Raw genomic sequence first — 14843 nt, 5'->3', positions numbered from 1 at the left:
AACGGGGTCTTGCTGGAATATGGCTTAGATGCGTGCCTGTCGCTACAGTTTCAAGTAGCTGTTTTTAATGCTGTAGCGACGGACATGAAGACTGAAATAACTACTGCCGATAGCGTGACAGGAAATTGGCAAAGCGATCCAGCGCGTCGCCCAGCTGGTCGGCCCAGGGCAGCGTCACGATGCGCACGTGGTCCGGGTCTGGCCAGTTGAAGGCCGTGCCTTGCACCAGCAGGATCTTTTCTTGCAATAACAGGTCCAGCACCAGCTGCTGGTCATCCTTGATATTGAAGACCTTGGGGTCCAGGCGCGGAAACGCGTAGAGCGCCCCTTTGGGTGTCACGCAGGAGACACCGGGAATGGCGTTGAGCTTCTCGATGGTGATGTCCCGCTGCGCCAGCAGTCGCCCGCCAGGCAGGATCAGGTCATTGATGGATTGGTAGCCGCCCAGCGCCGTTTGAATCGCGTGCTGGGCAGGTACGTTGGCGCACAGCCGCATGGAGGCCAGCATGGTCAGGCCCTGAATGAAGTCCTTGGCCCGCTGTTTGGCCAGCGTGCCGGAAATGGTCATCCAGCCGGAGCGAAAGCCAGCGCAGCGGTAGCTCTTGGAAAGCCCGTTCATGGTGATGACCAGTTGATCGTCGTCGGCCAGCGCGCCCGTGGCGGTGTGCTCGACCCCGTCGTAGAGAATCTTGTCGTAGATCTCGTCGGAGAACACCACCAGGTTGTGCTGTCTGGCGATCTCGAGGGCTTCCCGCACCACTTCCGGAGAGTACACCGCCCCGGTGGGGTTGTTGGGGTTGATGATCACGATGGCCCGGGTACGGCTGGTGACCTTGGCACGAATGTCGGCCATGTCCGGTGCCCAGTCGGCCTGCTCGTCACACAGATAGTGAACGCCGTGGCCGCCCGACAGGTGGGCAGCGGCGGTCCAGAGCGGGTAGTCCGGGGCCGGGATCAGTACTTCATCGCCATCGTTGAGCAGCGCCTGCATGGCCATGACGATCAGCTCGGACACGCCGTTGCCGATATAGATATCCTCGATACCGACGCCGGGGATCTGCTTGCGCTGGCACTCCTGCATGATGGCCTTGCGCGCAGAGTAGAGCCCTTTCGAATCACAGTAGCCCTGGGCGGTGGGCAGGTTGCGCATGACGTCCTGGAGAATCTCTTCCGGTGCCTCGAAGCCAAAGGGGGCCGGATTGCCAATGTTCAGCTTGAGAATCCGCTGGCCTTCCTCTTCCAGGCGCTTGGCATGGTCGAGAACCGGGCCGCGAATGTCGTAGCAGACATTGTGCAGTTTATGGGACTTCTTGAGCGTGTGTGATTCGTTAGGCTGCGCGGTGTCCATGGGGTGCGTTATCCAAAAGTGTCCATTGCCGTGGGAGTGACTGATTATTCGCCCATTATGCGTTGCTTGATGGCGAGCTGTCTTGGTCGATTTGCTCCACGGGCGGTGGAATGTCCTCGGGGGTTTCCAGCGTTAGCCTGCCCACCTTGCCGTCGCGCAGTTCATGCAGCAGCACTTCGGCGCCCCGGTGCAGGTCCACGGCGCCGCCAGGGCGCAAACCACCGCGCTTGCTGGCAATTTCGGTGAGGATGGCGTGGCCATCGAACCCGGCAATGGCCATAAAGTCGGGCTTCTGGGGGCCATCGGCATCGACCTCTGCCTGAGGGGTGGCAGGGGCTTCATAGCGGGGCAGCGCCTTGAGCTTGTAGCGGGCCGTCAGCGCGTCGGGGTAGCGTTTGGCGAGTTCGGCACAGGCCACCATGGCCACATCGGTATACTCGATGGCCGTGTCGCGAATGGCACCGCTGGCCGCCAGCCGGTAAGCACTGGCCTGATCCTCGATTTTGGGCCACAGCACACCAGGCGTATCGATCAGTGCCACGCGGCCATCGATGCGTACCTTTTGCTGGCGCTTGGTCACGGCGGGCTCGTTACCGGTCTTGGCGATCTTGCGTCCTGCCAGGCCGTTGATCAGCGTCGACTTGCCGACGTTGGGAATCCCCATGACCATCACACGAACATCACGGTCGGCACGCACCGCACCGGCCAGCTCATGGCAAAGCCGGGGAATGCGCTTCAGTTCCCGGGTGTTGGTGGTGGTGATGGCCAGCGCCCGTGTGTCGGCTTGGGCATCGAAAAACGCGACCCACTCGTCGGTACGCGCAGGGTCGGCCAGGTCGGCACGCGACAGAATCTTGAGGACCGGCTTGTGGCGGGTCAGCTCGGCCAGCATCGGGTTGGCGCTGGAGTAGGGGAGCCGCGCATCGAGCACTTCGATCACGACGTCGATTTCCGGCAGCGCGTCCTTGATCTGGCGGCGGGCCTTGTTCATATGTCCTGGGAACCAGCCGAGCATGGGGATCTCCTGCAAGCACTAACATTCGGCATAAAAAAGCGGGCCGCCATTCTAACAGATGGTGCCCGCCTTGCTGCGCTTCGTTTGGGATCAATTATTCGTCGGGGTGAAACTCCAAAGAGACCGAGTTGATGCAGTAGCGCAGGCCCGTCGTTTGCGGGGGGCCGTCGGGAAACACGTGTCCCAGGTGGGCATCGCAGTGGGAACACACTACTTCGGTGCGAATCATGCCGTGGGAAGTATCGCGATGCTCTTCCACGCAGCGGATGCCCAGTGGCCTGTCGAAACTTGGCCAGCCACAGCCTGCATCGAACTTGTGTTCGTTCTCGAACAGCGGCGCATGACAGCAGACGCAGTGGTAGATGCCCTGGGCATCGCTCACTTGATAGTCACCGGTAAACGGACGCTCGGTACCCTTCTCCCGGGCGACGCGGTACTGCTCCGGGGTCAACTGTTGGCGCCACTCTTCAGGGGATTTCGCTATTTTCGCCATGGGGCTCTCCTCTCCCTCCGGTTGCTGATAAGCAGAGGCTTATTGGGCAGGCAGGATACCACCGTTGTGCCTGACGCTATGCCAGTGACAACGGTAGCCCTGCTCAGGTTCAGCATGTGCGAAAGTGGGCGATAGCGCCAGTGCCGGGCCTAAACGCTGGCGGCGCCGCCGTTGCTGCGGGGGTCATGGGCGCTTTCGATCAGGCCATCCGGGTGGCGTACGATGCCACCGGCATGGCCCATGGTGTCGCTGAAGGCCTCGGGCAGTACTTCTACATCGTGGCCCGCCGTGGCGAGGGCGGTCACCAGGGCATCGTCGAAACGCGCTTCCAGCTTCAAGTTGGTGCTGGTCTCGCCCCAGGTGCGCCCCAATAGCCAGCGTGGCGCGGTGACCGCCTGCTGCAGTGGCATGCCATGTAGTGCGTAGCGGGAGAACACCGCAGCCTGGGTTTGTGGCTGGCCTTCGCCGCCCATGGTGCCGTACACCATGGTGCGCCCGTCTTCGAACAGGGCCAGTGCCGGATTGAGGGTGTGAAATGGCTTGCGCCCCGGGGCCAGGCCGCGCAGATGATTGGGGTCGAGTGAAAAACTGATGCCTCGGTTTTGCCAGAGCACGCCGCTTTCCGGCAGCACGACGCCACTGCCGAACTCCCAGTAGATGCTCTGAATGAAGCTCACCGAGCGGCCCTGGCTATCCACGGTGCCCATCCAGATGGTGTCGCCCGGCGCGGGCTCATGGGGCCAGGGCAGGGCGCTGGCCGGGTCAATGGCGGCAGCTTCTTCGGCCAGGCGCTCGGCGCTTAGCAGCGACTGCAGGGGGGCAGGCACCCGCTGGGGGTCGGTTACGTGGCTATCGCGCAGCATGAAGGCGCGTTTGGTGGCCTCGATCAAGCCGTGCAGATGCTCGAAGCCGTTGGGCTCGGCAGCCTTGAGGCGTTCGTAGATGCCGAGAATCATCAGCGAGGCCATGCCCTGGGTCGGGGCGGGCAGGTTGTAGAGTGTCGCGTCCTGCAGCTGTACCTGCAGCGGCGTGACCTGCTGGGCGCGATAGGCGTGGAAATCCTCCAGCCGCAGCGGGCTGCCCAGCGCGGCCAGGTCCTGGGCCATGCTGGCGGCCAGTTCGCCACGGTAGAAGTCATCCAGCCCTGCACTGGCCAGGCGTTCGAGGGTACGAGCCAGGCGCGGCTGGCGCAGCCGCTCGCCTTCCCGGGGGACCTTGCCGTCGAGCAGGAAGGCTTCGTTGAAGCCGGGGCTTTGGCCGAGCCGGGCAAGGTGCTTGGCGGTCAGCGCCTCCTGGCTTTGAGAAACCGCCACGCCGTCGTCGGCATGGCGAATGGCATCGGCCAGCAGGGTCGTCAGTGGTAGCGCCGTGCCCCACTGGGCGGCCACGTTGAGTGCTTCCTGCCAACCGCCAATGGTGCCCGCCATGGTCAGGGCTGCCTGGGGACCACGTTCCGGGATGTGTGATTCGCCAGCGTAAAAATCGGCGCTGGCCAGCGCGGCGGCTGGCCCGCAGGCATCGATGGCAATGGGCGGCTTGCCTGGTTCGTGAATCAGCCAGAAACCGTCGCCACCCAGCGCGTTCATGTGCGGGTAGACCACGGCGATGGCCGCTGCGGCGGCCACCATGGCTTCTACCGCATTGCCGCCTTGTTTGAGCACATCGCGACCGGCACTGGCGGCCAGGTGGTGGGGGGCAACACAGCTGCCGCCGTAACTACGTTGTGTATGAAGCATGACGTTATCCTTTGTTATTAAGGGCTACTGTTATCAAGGGCTACCAGCCAATGGCGTCGGGTAGCCAGGTGGCAATGGCCGGGAAGGCGAAGACCAGCGCCACGGCCAGGAATTGCAGGCCAATGAAGGGCAGCGCGCCTTTGTAGATATCGAGGGTCGAAACCTCCTTGGGGGCCACGCCCTTGAGGAAAAACAGCGACCAGCCAAACGGTGGCGTGAGAAACGAGGTTTGCAACACCAGGCCCACCAGAATGCCCAGCCATACCATATCGATGCCCATTTGTACGAAGAAGGGCAAAAACAGCGGCAGGGCAATATAGGTAATTTCTATCCATTCCAGGAAGAAGCCAAGCACGAACATCAGCAGCAGCATGAACAGCAGCGCGCCGAGCTCGCCCCCGGGGACCCAGTCGAACATGCGGCCCACGAGATGCTCGCCACCCAGCCCACGGAAGGCCAGGCCAAAGACCTGAGCGCTGATCAGAATGAAGAAGACCATGGCAGAAATGACCAGCGTGGCCTTGGCGACCTCGCTCAGCAGAGCCACCGTGAGCCGCCCAGAGCACGCGACGAAGACCAGCGCCCCGAGTGCCCCCATGGCAGCGGCTTCGGTGGGGGCGGCAATCCCGCCGATGATCGAACCCAGCACGGCAAACACCAGCCCCACCGGCGGCCCCACCACGGTAGCCACCTTGAACAATAGCTGCTTTTTGCTGAGCAGCGCGCGCTCTTCGGCGGGAATGGGGGGCATCATGTTGGGGTAGAGTCTGGCCAGCACCAGAATCGCCAGAATATAGATCCCGGCCAGGGCCAGCCCCGGCACCATGGCCGCCGCAAACATGGTGCCTACGGATTCACCGAGGATCTCCGCCAGCAGAATCAGCACCAGGCTCGGGGGGATGATTTGCCCCAGCGTGCCCGACGCACAAATCATGCCGGTGGCCAGGGTTTTCGGGTAGCCACGGCGCAGCAGGGTGGGGAGTGTCAACAGGCCCAGCGTGACGATGGTCGCCCCGACGATGCCCGTGGCAGCGCCCAGCAGTACGCCCACGAAGATGATGGCCACCCCCATGCCGCCGGAGAGTCCCCCGAACAGGTGACCGACCACGTCGATCAGCTCTTCGGCCAGCTTCGACTTCTCCAGCATGACCCCCATGAACACGAATAGGGGGATGGCCATGAAGGTGTAGTTGGTGACCACGCCGTAGATGCGCGAGGGCAGCAGGTTGAACAGCATGGGGCCAAACCCCAGGTAGCCAAACACGAAGGCCGTGACGGCGATGCTGATGGCCACAGGAATACCGATCAGCAGCAGTACGAAAAAGGCGACGATCATGCCGATCGCTAGCCACTCATTAGGAGACATGCGTTATTCACCTCGGCTTGGAAGGGCCAACCCCTGGCGCAGTGCGTGGGCCAGGCCTTGCAGTGCCAACAGAAGAAACCCCAGAGGGATGAGCGATTTGAGCAGCCAGCGGAAGGGCAGGCCGCCTGGGTTGGGTGAGGTTTCGTTACGCAGATATGACTGCTCTACCCAGGGCAGGGTCAGCCAGGCGATGTAGAGCCCCATGACCAATAGCAGCAGGCCGCCAATCACTTCGATGGTGCGCTGTACCGCGACCGGGAAGCGCTCGTAAAACACATCCACCCGCACCTGTTCGCCCACGAACAGCAGGTACGACATGCCGAACAGGGCGATGGGGGAAATCAAGTGCCACTGCAGCTCCTGGAGCCAGACGGCGCCAATGCTGAACAGGTAGCGCATGACCACATCGCCCGCGACCAGGGCAACCAGCACCACGCAAATCCAGGCAGCGATCAAGCCAAACAGCCGGACCACCGCCTCGATTCCGTGGACAAGACGTTCCACGGCTTGCATATCACACCCCGATGATGTCGTTTAACCAGGCGCGTTCGCTGGGGCCTGCCCAGCGGTCATGGTTGGCCTTGAAGGCCATGTAGCTGTCGTGGACCTTGCGTACCAGCGGGTCGGCGTTGGCTTCGGTGGCCAGGGTATCCATCGTGGCTTCACGCAGCGCTTCGACCACCGGGGCTGGCAGGGGGCTTGCGGTAACGCCGTGGTTGTCCACCAGGTCGGCCATGGCCTCGCCGTTGACGGCTTCCGACCAGGTGACGCTTTCCAGACACGCCGCCATGCAGGCACTTTTCACGATCATCTTGAGGTCGTCGGGCAGGGCATCCCAATGCTGTTTGGAAATCAGCAGCTCACCGGTGGTGGCAGGCTCGTGCCAGCCGGTGGTGTGATAAAACTTCGCGGCATTTTGCAGCCCCATACGGCGATCCTGGTAAGGGCCCACGAACTCTGCTGCATCGATGACGCCCCGCTCCAGCGCCGGGAAGATTTCACCGCCGGGCAGTACACGGGCATCGACCCCCAGCGCGGCATAGACTTTCCCGGCCAGGCCCGGAATACGCATGCGCAGCCCGTTCAACTGGCCGATGTCCTCGATGGGCTCACGGAACCAGCCGGTCATCTGCACGCCTGTATTGTTCAACGGCAGGGCGATCATGCCGTAAGGCTCATACACTTCTTCCCATAGCTCCAGGCCACCGCCGTGATACAGCCAGGCCATATGGCCCATGAAGCTCATGCCGAAGGGCACGGTGGTGAAGTATTGTGCGGCGAACGTGGTGCCCGACCAGAAGTAGCTGTTGGCGGCGTTCATTTCGATGGTGCCGCTCTGCACGGCCTCGAAGCCTTCGAAGGCCGGGATCAGTTCTCCTGCTGCAAAGTGCTGAATATTGAGCCGTCCGCCCGACATGGCGTTGATCTTGGCAATCACGTCCCGCGGGCTGCCGGGCCCTTCTACATAGAACGGAGAGCCTGGGCTGTAGGCATTGGTCATTCGCCAGTTGAACTGTTCGCTCGACTGCGCCTTGGCCAAGGAAGGGGCGCCCAACACCAGCCCCGCAGTGGATGTCAGAGCAGCGCTGGTAAGAAACTTGCGACGGGTAAAGGACATACAGCACCTCATGCAGTAAGGAAAGACGGCAGTGGTAGGGGAGCACCAATCGCCGAGGGACGCTGTGTACAAAGCAAGGGATATGCCAAAAAATCGATTTTATTTTAAATAAAAGATTTTTAGGGCTTTGTAGGATGCGCTGAACGGGTGGCGTGGTGTGCATGGGCAAGTTTCGTGCACCGTTATCGCGCAGGTTATTGCCGTCAGGCACCTTCGTTGCGCAGGCATAAAACGTTTCGATATCAGAGGGCTTGACAGTAAGAGGTGCGCTGATTAATATACGCGCCACCTCGACGAGGCAATGAAACGTCCCATTCGTCTAGTGGTCCAGGACACCGCCCTTTCACGGCGGGAACAGGGGTTCGAACCCCCTATGGGACGCCATCGTATCGTTTAGGTCATCGGAGTTGCGGGAATAGCTCAGTGGTAGAGCATCGCCTTGCCAAGGCGAGGGTCGGGAGTTCGAATCTCCTTTCCCGCTCCATAACGCGTATGTAATGAATCATACGTGTTTATACGTCCCATTCGTCTAGTGGTCTAGGACACCGCCCTTTCACGGCGGGAACAGGGGTTCGAACCCCCTATGGGACGCCAATCCGATTTTTAGCGACATCAAGCGGGAATAGCTCAGTGGTAGAGCATCGCCTTGCCAAGGCGAGGGTCGGGAGTTCGAATCTCCTTTCCCGCTCCAGTCGTCTGCGTGTACATGTGTCCCATTCGTCTAGTGGTCCAGGACACCGCCCTTTCACGGCGGGAACAGGGGTTCGAACCCCCTATGGGACGCCACTCGCATGACGCTGACACTTGGTTGTCGTCATCGGTTGCTGTAACCGGTTTCCATAAGTAATGCCGTTCATGTTGCGGGAATAGCTCAGTGGTAGAGCATCGCCTTGCCAAGGCGAGGGTCGGGAGTTCGAATCTCCTTTCCCGCTCCAGTTCAACGGTCCTCCCTCCTGTGTCTTCGTCTTTGCTTTTCCATCGTTTTTTCTGATTCTGCTTTGCCAGATCCTCTTCGTTTCTGTTGTCCGTTCGATAACTGCCTTGAGCAGCGCTTTGTCGTGGGCGCCGTTCGGAAGAGAGTAAGCGGAATGCCCGGGCGCATGCGCCCGGGCCAAGTGGTTCAATCCACCAGAGTGAAGTGGCCGACCACGCTGTTGAGCGACTGTGAGCGCTGTTTGAGGTCCTGGGCAGAGGTGGCGGTCTGCTGCACCATCGAGGCATTGTCCTGGGTGGCCTGGTCTAGCTGGGCGATGGCCACGTTGATCTGTTCGATACCGCGGGTCTGCTCGTAGGTGGCGGCGGTGATCTCCTCGAACAGGTCGTTGACCTTCTGAATTTGCAGGTCGATGTCCTGCATCCGTTGTTTGGCCGTATCGACCAGCCCGGCGCCGTTGCTGACCTGGGCGTTGGAAGCGTTGATCAGCCCTTTGATCTCGTGGGCGGCCGTGGCGGAGCGGTTGGCCAGTTGGCGAACTTCACCGGCCACGACGGCAAAACCGCGGCCATGTTCGCCGGCGCGGGCCGCTTCCACCGAGGCGTTGAGCGCCAGAATATTGGTCTGGAAGGCAATGCTGTCGATCAGTGTGACGATATCGGTGATCTTGTCAGCCTCGGCGCTGATCTCCTGCATCGAGTTGACGGCATTGCCGATGGCCTGCTGGCCTGCCTGCGAGGTTTCGCCTGCGCTGCGTACCAGCTCTTTGGCCTGTGCCACGCTGTCGGCGGTTTGGCGAACGGTCGCCGTGACTTCTTCCATGCTGGATGAGGTCTGCTGAAGGGCGGCGGCCTGCTGCTCGGTGCGTGATGACAGCTCCTGGTTGCCCGCAGCAATATCACCGGCATTGCCATCCACCGCCTCGCTGGTGGTGTAGATGTCGATCATGGCTTCACGCAGCTTGTCGCGCATTGAGCGGATGTCGTAGAGCAGGCTACTGGTGTCGTTGGCATGCAGGACCACGGGGGCGGTCAGATCGCCCTGGGCAATGCATGACACCACGCCAGCGGCGTAGTTGGGCTCCCCGCCCAGGCGGCGCAGGATCAGCGTTATCATGCCCCAGAAAGCCAGGGTCACCAGCGCACCGGCCACAATGCCCACCACGATGGTTTCAATGAGTTGGCTGACGATGGTGCTGTTGACGTCACCTACAAAGACGCCACTGGCCACGTACACATCCCAAGGTGCAAAAGCTTCGGAGTAAGTGCGTACTAGCGGGCTGCCATCGTTGCCGCGCGCGAAGTTGGAGTAATATTCGGTGAAGCCGCTGCCATTGGCCCGTGTGTTATCCAGCATGCTCTGGAAAATCAGCGTGCCTTCGGGGTCGCTCACCTGAGAGATGTCTTCGCCTACTTCTCTGCGCGGATGAGCAAGCATACGCAGGCTGCCGTTGAAGGCGAAGAGGTAGTTGTCATCTTCGCCAAAGCGTATGTCGCGCAGCATGTTGAAGGCGAGGCGCTGGGCATCGGGAACGGACAGCTGACCTTGCTCGGCCAGGTGGTGGTAGTGTTGCAGCGTGGAAATGCCGATGTCGACTGCCGTCACCATGCGCTGTTCGCGTTCGCTATAGAGCAAGTTACGGCTTTGCCAGGCATTGATGGCGATCATGACGGCCAGGATCAGCCACAGTACGCCGACGCCGATCAGGCGCTGACGACGCAGGGGCAGCGTGGAGAGTCGATGGCGCGCAGGTGAGGTCGTCGCGTGCTCCGTCGATGGCGGCGCAACGCTGGAAGAGGTAATGGCAGTGCTCATTATCAGGCAAGCTCTCTGTTATGTTCGATTGTTCCCTTGGCACCGGTGCTGACGCAGCGCCCGGTGCGCGCGTCATACTAAAGTATTAATTGCCTGGGTTCTGCTGCAATAGCGTGGCAAAGTGTCGCCTAATGTAGCCTTAACCTTTGTAAAACAGTCATCTGGCTCGCCGTGAGGGCATCGAGTTCGTTAGCTTGAAAAAATATGCGTTCGCCCCGATATCTTCCCATCTAGCTTCATAAGCTCTCATTTTGCTGACAGGACATGTTCATGGCCGAACCGGCATTGTCGATCCGTGGCCTTACCAAGGTGTACGGCAACGGCTTTCAAGCGTTAAAAGGGATTGATCTGGACGTTCAGCAGGGCGACTTCTTTGCGCTGCTGGGCCCCAATGGGGCAGGTAAATCCACCACTCTGGGCGTGGTATGTTCCCTGGTGCAGAAAACCGCGGGCAAGGTGTCGATTTTTGGTATCGACATCGACAAGGATTTTGCCAAAGCCAAGTACCAGTTGGGCGTGGTGCCGCAGGAGTTCAACTTCAACCAGTTCGAGAAAGTGCTGGATATCGTATTGGCCCAGGCGGGCTATTACGGCATGCGGCGTAGTGAAGCGCTGCCCCGTGCCCAGCAGCTGCTGACCGACCTGGGGTTGTGGGAAAAACGCAACGGCAGCGCGCGGATGCTCTCCGGCGGCATGAAGCGCCGCCTGATGATTGCGCGTGCGCTGATGCATCGCCCCAAGCTGCTGATTCTCGATGAGCCCACGGCAGGGGTGGATATCGAGCTGCGTCGCAGCATGTGGGAGTACATGCGGCGCATCAACCGCGACGAAGGCACGACGATCATTCTGACGACCCACTATCTGGAAGAAGCCGAAAGCCTGTGCCGCAATATCGCCATCATCAATCACGGCGAGATCGTGCGTAACACCAGCGTGCGCGAGCTGCTGGCCGAGCTGGATACGGAAACCTTCCTGCTGGACCTGGCGGCTCCCGTCGCGCAAGCGCCGCAGGTGCCGGGTTTCGAGGTCCACCAGGTGGAGCCCTCTCAGCTTTCGGTGGCCATTCACCGAGGCCAGCAGCTGAACGACGTGTTCTCATCGCTCAGTGAGCAGGGCATTCAAGTGGTTTCCATGCGCAACCGCGCCAATCGTCTGGAAGAGATGTTCGTTTCCATGGTAGAGAGCAGCCAGGCGGCTCTGGATCAACGTGAGCAGCAGGAGGCCAACGCATGAATGCCACACAAACCCTGGTCGCGCTGTGGACACTGGTGCTCAAGGAGATCAAGCGGTTTACCCGTATCTGGCCGCAAACCCTGCTGCCACCGTCGATCACCATGGCCATGTACTTCATCATTTTCGGCAGCCTGATCGGCTCGCGCATTGGTGAGATGGATGGCTTCAGCTATATGGATTTCATCGTGCCCGGGTTGATCATGATGTCGGTGATCACCAACAGCTACTCCAACGTGGCCTCCAGCTTCTTTTCCAACAAGTTTCAGCGCTCGGTGGAAGAGATGATGGTCTCGCCCATGCCCAATAGCGTGATTCTTTCTGGCTTCATTCTGGGCGGCATGGCCCGAGGCCTGGGCGTTGGGCTCATCGTGACGCTGGTATCGCTGTTCTTCACCCGCTTGACGGTGGAGCATCCGCTGCTCACGATACTGGTCGTGGTGCTGACCTCGGCGCTGTTCTCCATAGGTGGCTTCATCAATGCCCTGCTGGCGAACAAGTTCGATGACATTTCCATCGTGCCGACGTTCATCCTGACCCCGCTGACCTACCTGGGCGGCGTGTTCTACTCGATTTCGATGCTGCCGGACTTCTGGCAGGGCGTCTCGATGCTCAACCCGATTCTGTACATGGTCAACGTCTTCCGCTATGGCTTTCTGGGGGTGTCTGACATTCCCGTCGGCTGGGCGCTGACGGCGATCATGGCGTTCATCGTGGTGCTGTTCATGGTGGCGCTGACCATGCTGGAGCGTGGCAAAGGTATTCGCAGTTAAGTGCCCCAAGGGCCCCTGGTTTGATGGAGACGTTTTGCATGGCACACCGCCCTGATACTCTGGAACACGCGCCGCTGGGGCGCGATTCTGCCTACCCCGAGCAGTACGATGCGGCACTGCTGTACCCCATTCCTCGGGCGGCCAATCGCGCGCCGCTAGGGATCGAAGAAAGCGCGTTGCCCTTCGTGGGTGAAGACGAGTGGCACGCCTTCGAAGTCTCCTGGCTGAATGGACGCGGCAAGCCGGTGGTGGCGGTGGCGCGCTTTCGGCTGCCGGCAAGCTCGCCGCAGTTGATCGAGTCCAAATCCTGGAAGCTCTACCTCAACAGTCTCAACCAGACGCGCTTTGCCAGCCAGGCCGAGGTGGAAGCCATCCTGGTGCGCGACCTGAGCGGTGCGGCGGGTGCCCCGGTCAGCGTCGAGCTGTTGCCGGTGGATGACGAAGCGCTGGCCCCGCGACGCTTGCCGGGGGAGTGCCTGGACGACCTGGATATCGAGGTCAGCCACTACACCCCCAGCGCCGAGCACCTGACCACCCACGATGATATCGTGGAAGAGACGCTGCATTCGCATCTGCTCAAATCGAACTGCCCTGTGACCGGGCAGCCCGACTGGGGGAGCGTGCTGATTCGCTATAAAGGCCCGCGCCTCGACCGCGAAGGGCTGCTGCGCTACCTGATTGGCTACCGCCAGCATCAGGATTTTCACGAGCACTGCGTCGAGCATATCTTCACGGATCTCATGCAGTACGCCCAGCCAGAATCACTGCTGGTGCTGGCGCGTTACGTGCGCCGTGGTGGGCTGGACATCAGCCCCTGGCGTGCCACGCCGGGCATGGCGCCGCCCAGCCCGCTACGCCTGGCGCGCCAGTGATACCGACCCAGGACAAGGAGACACCAATGGACGCTCTTACGCTGCTGCACGAACGTAGCTCCATGGGCAAGCTCACCGAGCCTGCCCCCAGCCCGGAACAGCTCAGCGCCATCTACCGCGCCGCCCTGCGTGCCCCCGACCACAAGGAGTTACGCCCGTGGCGATTTATCGAGTTCGTCGGAGAAGGGCGCGAGCGCCTGGGAGAACTGTTCGCCGAAGCGGAGTTCCAGGAAGACCCGCACGCCAGCGATGACACCCTGAACGCTGCCCGCAAAAAGCCCCTGCGCGCGCCCATGGTGATCGCCGTGATTGCCAAGGTGACGCCAGATATTGCCAAGGTGCCCAAGGTCGAACAGGTCATTTCAGCGGGCTGTGCTGCCCACGGGGTTCTGTTGGCCGCACACGCCCTGGACTTGGGCGCCATGTGGCGCAGCGGCAAGTATGCCTTCGACCCGGTGGTACGCAAGGGAATGGGGCTGGACAAGGAGGATGAAGTAGTCGCGTTCATCTACCTGGGCAGCCTGGCTGGTCGTCACAAGCCGGTGCCCGAGCATAACGCCGCCGATTTCGTCGAACGTTGGGATTGAGCGCTTAACCGCCGAGGAGCCCCCCATGAGCCCGTCACGCCAGCCAGGCCTACCGCACCCGCGTCTACCGCTGCCAGAGGGCAAGGAAGACCTGCACGCCTTCCACCGCTGGCTGGGCGAGGCGATTCCCATGGTGGCAGCCTTGGGCATCAGTGACGTGAGCCACGCCAACGACGCGTTGACCTGGCACCTGGCACTGGCGCCTAACCTCAATGATAAAGGCACCGGCTTCGGCGGTGCCCTGGCGGCACAAGCCACCCTGCAAGGATGGTGCTGGGTGACCCTGTGGCTGCGCCAGCAGGGAAGGGCACAAGACGTGGTCGTGGCGGAGGCCAACCAGCGCTTCGTTGCCCCGGTGACCGGCGACTACCACCTCATCTGTACGCCCAGCAGCAGCGACGGCCCTGCAACGCTGGCAGAACGGCTGCACGAACGCGGCAAAGGCAGCATCGCGCTCAGCCAGCAGCTCTACTGCGGCGACACGCTATGTCTGGAAGCCAGCAGCCGCTATGCCGTGCTGCCCAGCCCTTGATGTGAAAAAGCCCTGACGTGAAAAAGGCTTGCTATTTCACAGCTTAACGCATAGTATATGCGCCGTTCTGTTGAGAAAGGCAACGCCCTGCAGCAGAGCACACAATGTGGAGAGGTGTCCGAGTGGTCGAAGGAGCACGCCTGGAAAGTGTGTAAGTCGAAAGGCTTCGAGGGTTCGAATCCCTCCCTCTCCGCCAAGAATATAGATTAAGCCGCTGATTTCAGCGGCTTTTTTGTGTTTGTAATTTACTTAGCCCATACTACAGCCCATACTTTGGTTTTGGCTCTTACTGAACGGTATCAAGCTTCTCTGGACGCTAAATCTCTTCGGGTATACGGATTTAATGGTTGATGGGGCACCTTCACCCCATCAATCTGATACCACCCTCAGATGGTTGATAGATCGACTCCGTAGTTGAGTTCCTCTGCGACGTCCGGCAGTCCGTAACCGATGGTTTTCTTGTAGAAAGGAGAGACCTTCGCAGTCGGTGCCTTCTTCTTGTGCTTCGTGGTGTAGAGCATTCG

The 14843-nt window shown here is 60.8% G+C and carries 13 protein-coding genes, 7 tRNA genes and 1 pseudogene; 12 read left to right on the top strand and 9 right to left on the bottom strand.

Features of this window, described 5'->3' with window-relative positions:
- Positions 1-100 precede the first annotated feature (100 nt).
- The 7 genes from FEU76_RS06750 to FEU76_RS06720 all read right to left on the bottom strand — a co-directional run bounded on the left by FEU76_RS06750 (position 101) and on the right by FEU76_RS06720 (position 7576).
- Positions 101-1348 (bottom strand): pyridoxal phosphate-dependent aminotransferase, encoded by a 1248-nt coding sequence (locus FEU76_RS06750; RefSeq protein ID WP_144981575.1) that lies wholly within the window; start codon positions 1346-1348, stop codon positions 101-103.
- Between the two features lie 55 nt (positions 1349-1403).
- The gene (ylqF, locus tag FEU76_RS06745; RefSeq protein WP_081137518.1) at positions 1404-2363 is read right to left on the bottom strand and encodes a ribosome biogenesis GTPase YlqF; all 960 of its coding nucleotides are present in this window, start codon (positions 2361-2363) and stop codon (positions 1404-1406) included.
- A 94-nt stretch (positions 2364-2457) separates the two neighbouring features.
- Positions 2458-2856: a peptide-methionine (R)-S-oxide reductase MsrB gene (msrB, locus tag FEU76_RS06740; RefSeq protein ID WP_016914471.1), complete on the bottom strand. Its 399-nt coding sequence runs from the start codon at positions 2854-2856 to the stop codon at positions 2458-2460.
- A gap of 149 nt (positions 2857-3005) precedes the next feature.
- Positions 3006-4592 (bottom strand): gamma-glutamyltransferase family protein, encoded by a 1587-nt coding sequence (locus FEU76_RS06735; RefSeq protein ID WP_144981572.1) that lies wholly within the window; start codon positions 4590-4592, stop codon positions 3006-3008.
- Between the two features lie 40 nt (positions 4593-4632).
- Entirely contained in the window at positions 4633-5958 is a 1326-nt protein-coding gene (locus FEU76_RS06730) for a TRAP transporter large permease (RefSeq protein ID WP_039176169.1), read from the bottom strand.
- Between the two features lie 3 nt (positions 5959-5961).
- Complete coding sequence (locus FEU76_RS06725; protein ID WP_026001778.1) at positions 5962-6471, bottom strand: TRAP transporter small permease subunit; 510 nt, start codon at positions 6469-6471, stop codon at positions 5962-5964.
- A 1-nt stretch (position 6472) separates the two neighbouring features.
- Positions 6473-7576 carry a TRAP transporter substrate-binding protein gene (locus FEU76_RS06720; RefSeq protein ID WP_016914467.1) on the bottom strand — a complete coding sequence of 368 codons (1104 nt, stop codon included), beginning with the start codon at positions 7574-7576 and terminating at the stop codon, positions 6473-6475.
- A 308-nt stretch (positions 7577-7884) separates the two neighbouring features.
- On the opposite strand from FEU76_RS06720, the gene FEU76_RS06715 reads away from it, so the two are divergent.
- From FEU76_RS06715 to FEU76_RS06690, 6 genes are all read left to right on the top strand, one after another.
- Positions 7885-7960 (top strand) — tRNA-Glu (locus FEU76_RS06715).
- Positions 7961-7985: 25 nt separating this feature from the next.
- A tRNA-Gly gene (locus FEU76_RS06710) sits at positions 7986-8060 on the top strand.
- Positions 8061-8094: 34 nt separating this feature from the next.
- Positions 8095-8170: transfer RNA gene (locus FEU76_RS06705), tRNA-Glu, on the top strand.
- Positions 8171-8192: 22 nt separating this feature from the next.
- Positions 8193-8267: transfer RNA gene (locus tag FEU76_RS06700), tRNA-Gly, on the top strand.
- A 19-nt stretch (positions 8268-8286) separates the two neighbouring features.
- Positions 8287-8362 (top strand) — tRNA-Glu (locus FEU76_RS06695).
- A gap of 74 nt (positions 8363-8436) precedes the next feature.
- Positions 8437-8511 (top strand) — tRNA-Gly (locus FEU76_RS06690).
- A gap of 185 nt (positions 8512-8696) precedes the next feature.
- Here FEU76_RS06690 and FEU76_RS06685 read toward each other — a convergent pair.
- Positions 8697-10325, bottom strand: a complete 1629-nt coding sequence (locus FEU76_RS06685) for a methyl-accepting chemotaxis protein (RefSeq protein WP_052196457.1) — start codon at positions 10323-10325, stop codon at positions 8697-8699.
- A gap of 270 nt (positions 10326-10595) precedes the next feature.
- On the opposite strand from FEU76_RS06685, the gene FEU76_RS06680 reads away from it, so the two are divergent.
- The 6 genes from FEU76_RS06680 (at position 10596) to FEU76_RS06655 (ending at position 14515) form a co-directional block, all read left to right on the top strand.
- Positions 10596-11558, top strand: a complete 963-nt coding sequence (locus tag FEU76_RS06680) for an ABC transporter ATP-binding protein (protein ID WP_016914466.1) — start codon at positions 10596-10598, stop codon at positions 11556-11558.
- Complete coding sequence (locus FEU76_RS06675) at positions 11555-12328, top strand: ABC transporter permease (protein ID WP_016914465.1); 774 nt, start codon at positions 11555-11557, stop codon at positions 12326-12328. The genes FEU76_RS06680 and FEU76_RS06675 overlap by 4 nt, the downstream gene beginning before the upstream one ends.
- Positions 12329-12366: 38 nt before the next feature.
- Entirely contained in the window at positions 12367-13200 is an 834-nt protein-coding gene (queF, locus tag FEU76_RS06670) for an NADPH-dependent 7-cyano-7-deazaguanine reductase QueF (RefSeq protein ID WP_039181225.1), read from the top strand.
- 26 nt (positions 13201-13226) lie between these two features.
- The gene (locus FEU76_RS06665) at positions 13227-13787 is read left to right on the top strand and encodes a nitroreductase family protein (protein ID WP_144981569.1); all 561 of its coding nucleotides are present in this window, start codon (positions 13227-13229) and stop codon (positions 13785-13787) included.
- A 25-nt stretch (positions 13788-13812) separates the two neighbouring features.
- Positions 13813-14319: a YiiD C-terminal domain-containing protein gene (locus FEU76_RS06660; protein WP_144981566.1), complete on the top strand. Its 507-nt coding sequence runs from the start codon at positions 13813-13815 to the stop codon at positions 14317-14319.
- Between the two features lie 108 nt (positions 14320-14427).
- Positions 14428-14515: transfer RNA gene (locus tag FEU76_RS06655), tRNA-Ser, on the top strand.
- 190 nt (positions 14516-14705) lie between these two features.
- On the opposite strand, the pseudogene FEU76_RS06645 reads toward FEU76_RS06655, so the two are convergent.
- Positions 14706-14843, bottom strand: a pseudogene (locus FEU76_RS06645) (ISL3 family transposase); the annotation flags it as partial.

Source organism: Halomonas sp. C22 (genome assembly GCF_007655045.1).
Classification (GTDB): domain Bacteria; phylum Pseudomonadota; class Gammaproteobacteria; order Pseudomonadales; family Halomonadaceae; genus Vreelandella; species Vreelandella hamiltonii.
Note: the sequence above shows the minus strand (reverse complement) of the source record. Positions and strands in the feature narration are given on the sequence as shown.

Excerpts from the sequence above, each read along its gene's own strand:
- FEU76_RS06730 (WP_039176169.1), bottom strand. The coding sequence starts at position 5,958 with ATGTCTCCTAATGAGTGGCTAGCGATCGGCATGATCGTCGCCTTTTTC.
- FEU76_RS06680 (WP_016914466.1), top strand. The coding sequence starts at position 10,596 with ATGGCCGAACCGGCATTGTCGATCCGTGGCCTTACCAAGGTGTACGGC.
- queF (WP_039181225.1), top strand. The coding sequence starts at position 12,367 with ATGGCACACCGCCCTGATACTCTGGAACACGCGCCGCTGGGGCGCGAT.
- FEU76_RS06665 (WP_144981569.1), top strand. The coding sequence starts at position 13,227 with ATGGACGCTCTTACGCTGCTGCACGAACGTAGCTCCATGGGCAAGCTC.
- ylqF (WP_081137518.1), bottom strand. The coding sequence starts at position 2,363 with ATGCTCGGCTGGTTCCCAGGACATATGAACAAGGCCCGCCGCCAGATC.
- FEU76_RS06720 (WP_016914467.1), bottom strand. The coding sequence starts at position 7,576 with ATGTCCTTTACCCGTCGCAAGTTTCTTACCAGCGCTGCTCTGACATCC.
- FEU76_RS06675 (WP_016914465.1), top strand. The coding sequence starts at position 11,555 with ATGAATGCCACACAAACCCTGGTCGCGCTGTGGACACTGGTGCTCAAG.
- FEU76_RS06725 (WP_026001778.1), bottom strand. The coding sequence starts at position 6,471 with ATGCAAGCCGTGGAACGTCTTGTCCACGGAATCGAGGCGGTGGTCCGG.
- FEU76_RS06750 (WP_144981575.1), bottom strand. The coding sequence starts at position 1,348 with ATGGACACCGCGCAGCCTAACGAATCACACACGCTCAAGAAGTCCCAT.
- FEU76_RS06660 (WP_144981566.1), top strand. The coding sequence starts at position 13,813 with ATGAGCCCGTCACGCCAGCCAGGCCTACCGCACCCGCGTCTACCGCTG.
- msrB (WP_016914471.1), bottom strand. The coding sequence starts at position 2,856 with ATGGCGAAAATAGCGAAATCCCCTGAAGAGTGGCGCCAACAGTTGACC.
- FEU76_RS06735 (WP_144981572.1), bottom strand. The coding sequence starts at position 4,592 with ATGCTTCATACACAACGTAGTTACGGCGGCAGCTGTGTTGCCCCCCAC.
- FEU76_RS06685 (WP_052196457.1), bottom strand. The coding sequence starts at position 10,325 with ATGAGCACTGCCATTACCTCTTCCAGCGTTGCGCCGCCATCGACGGAG.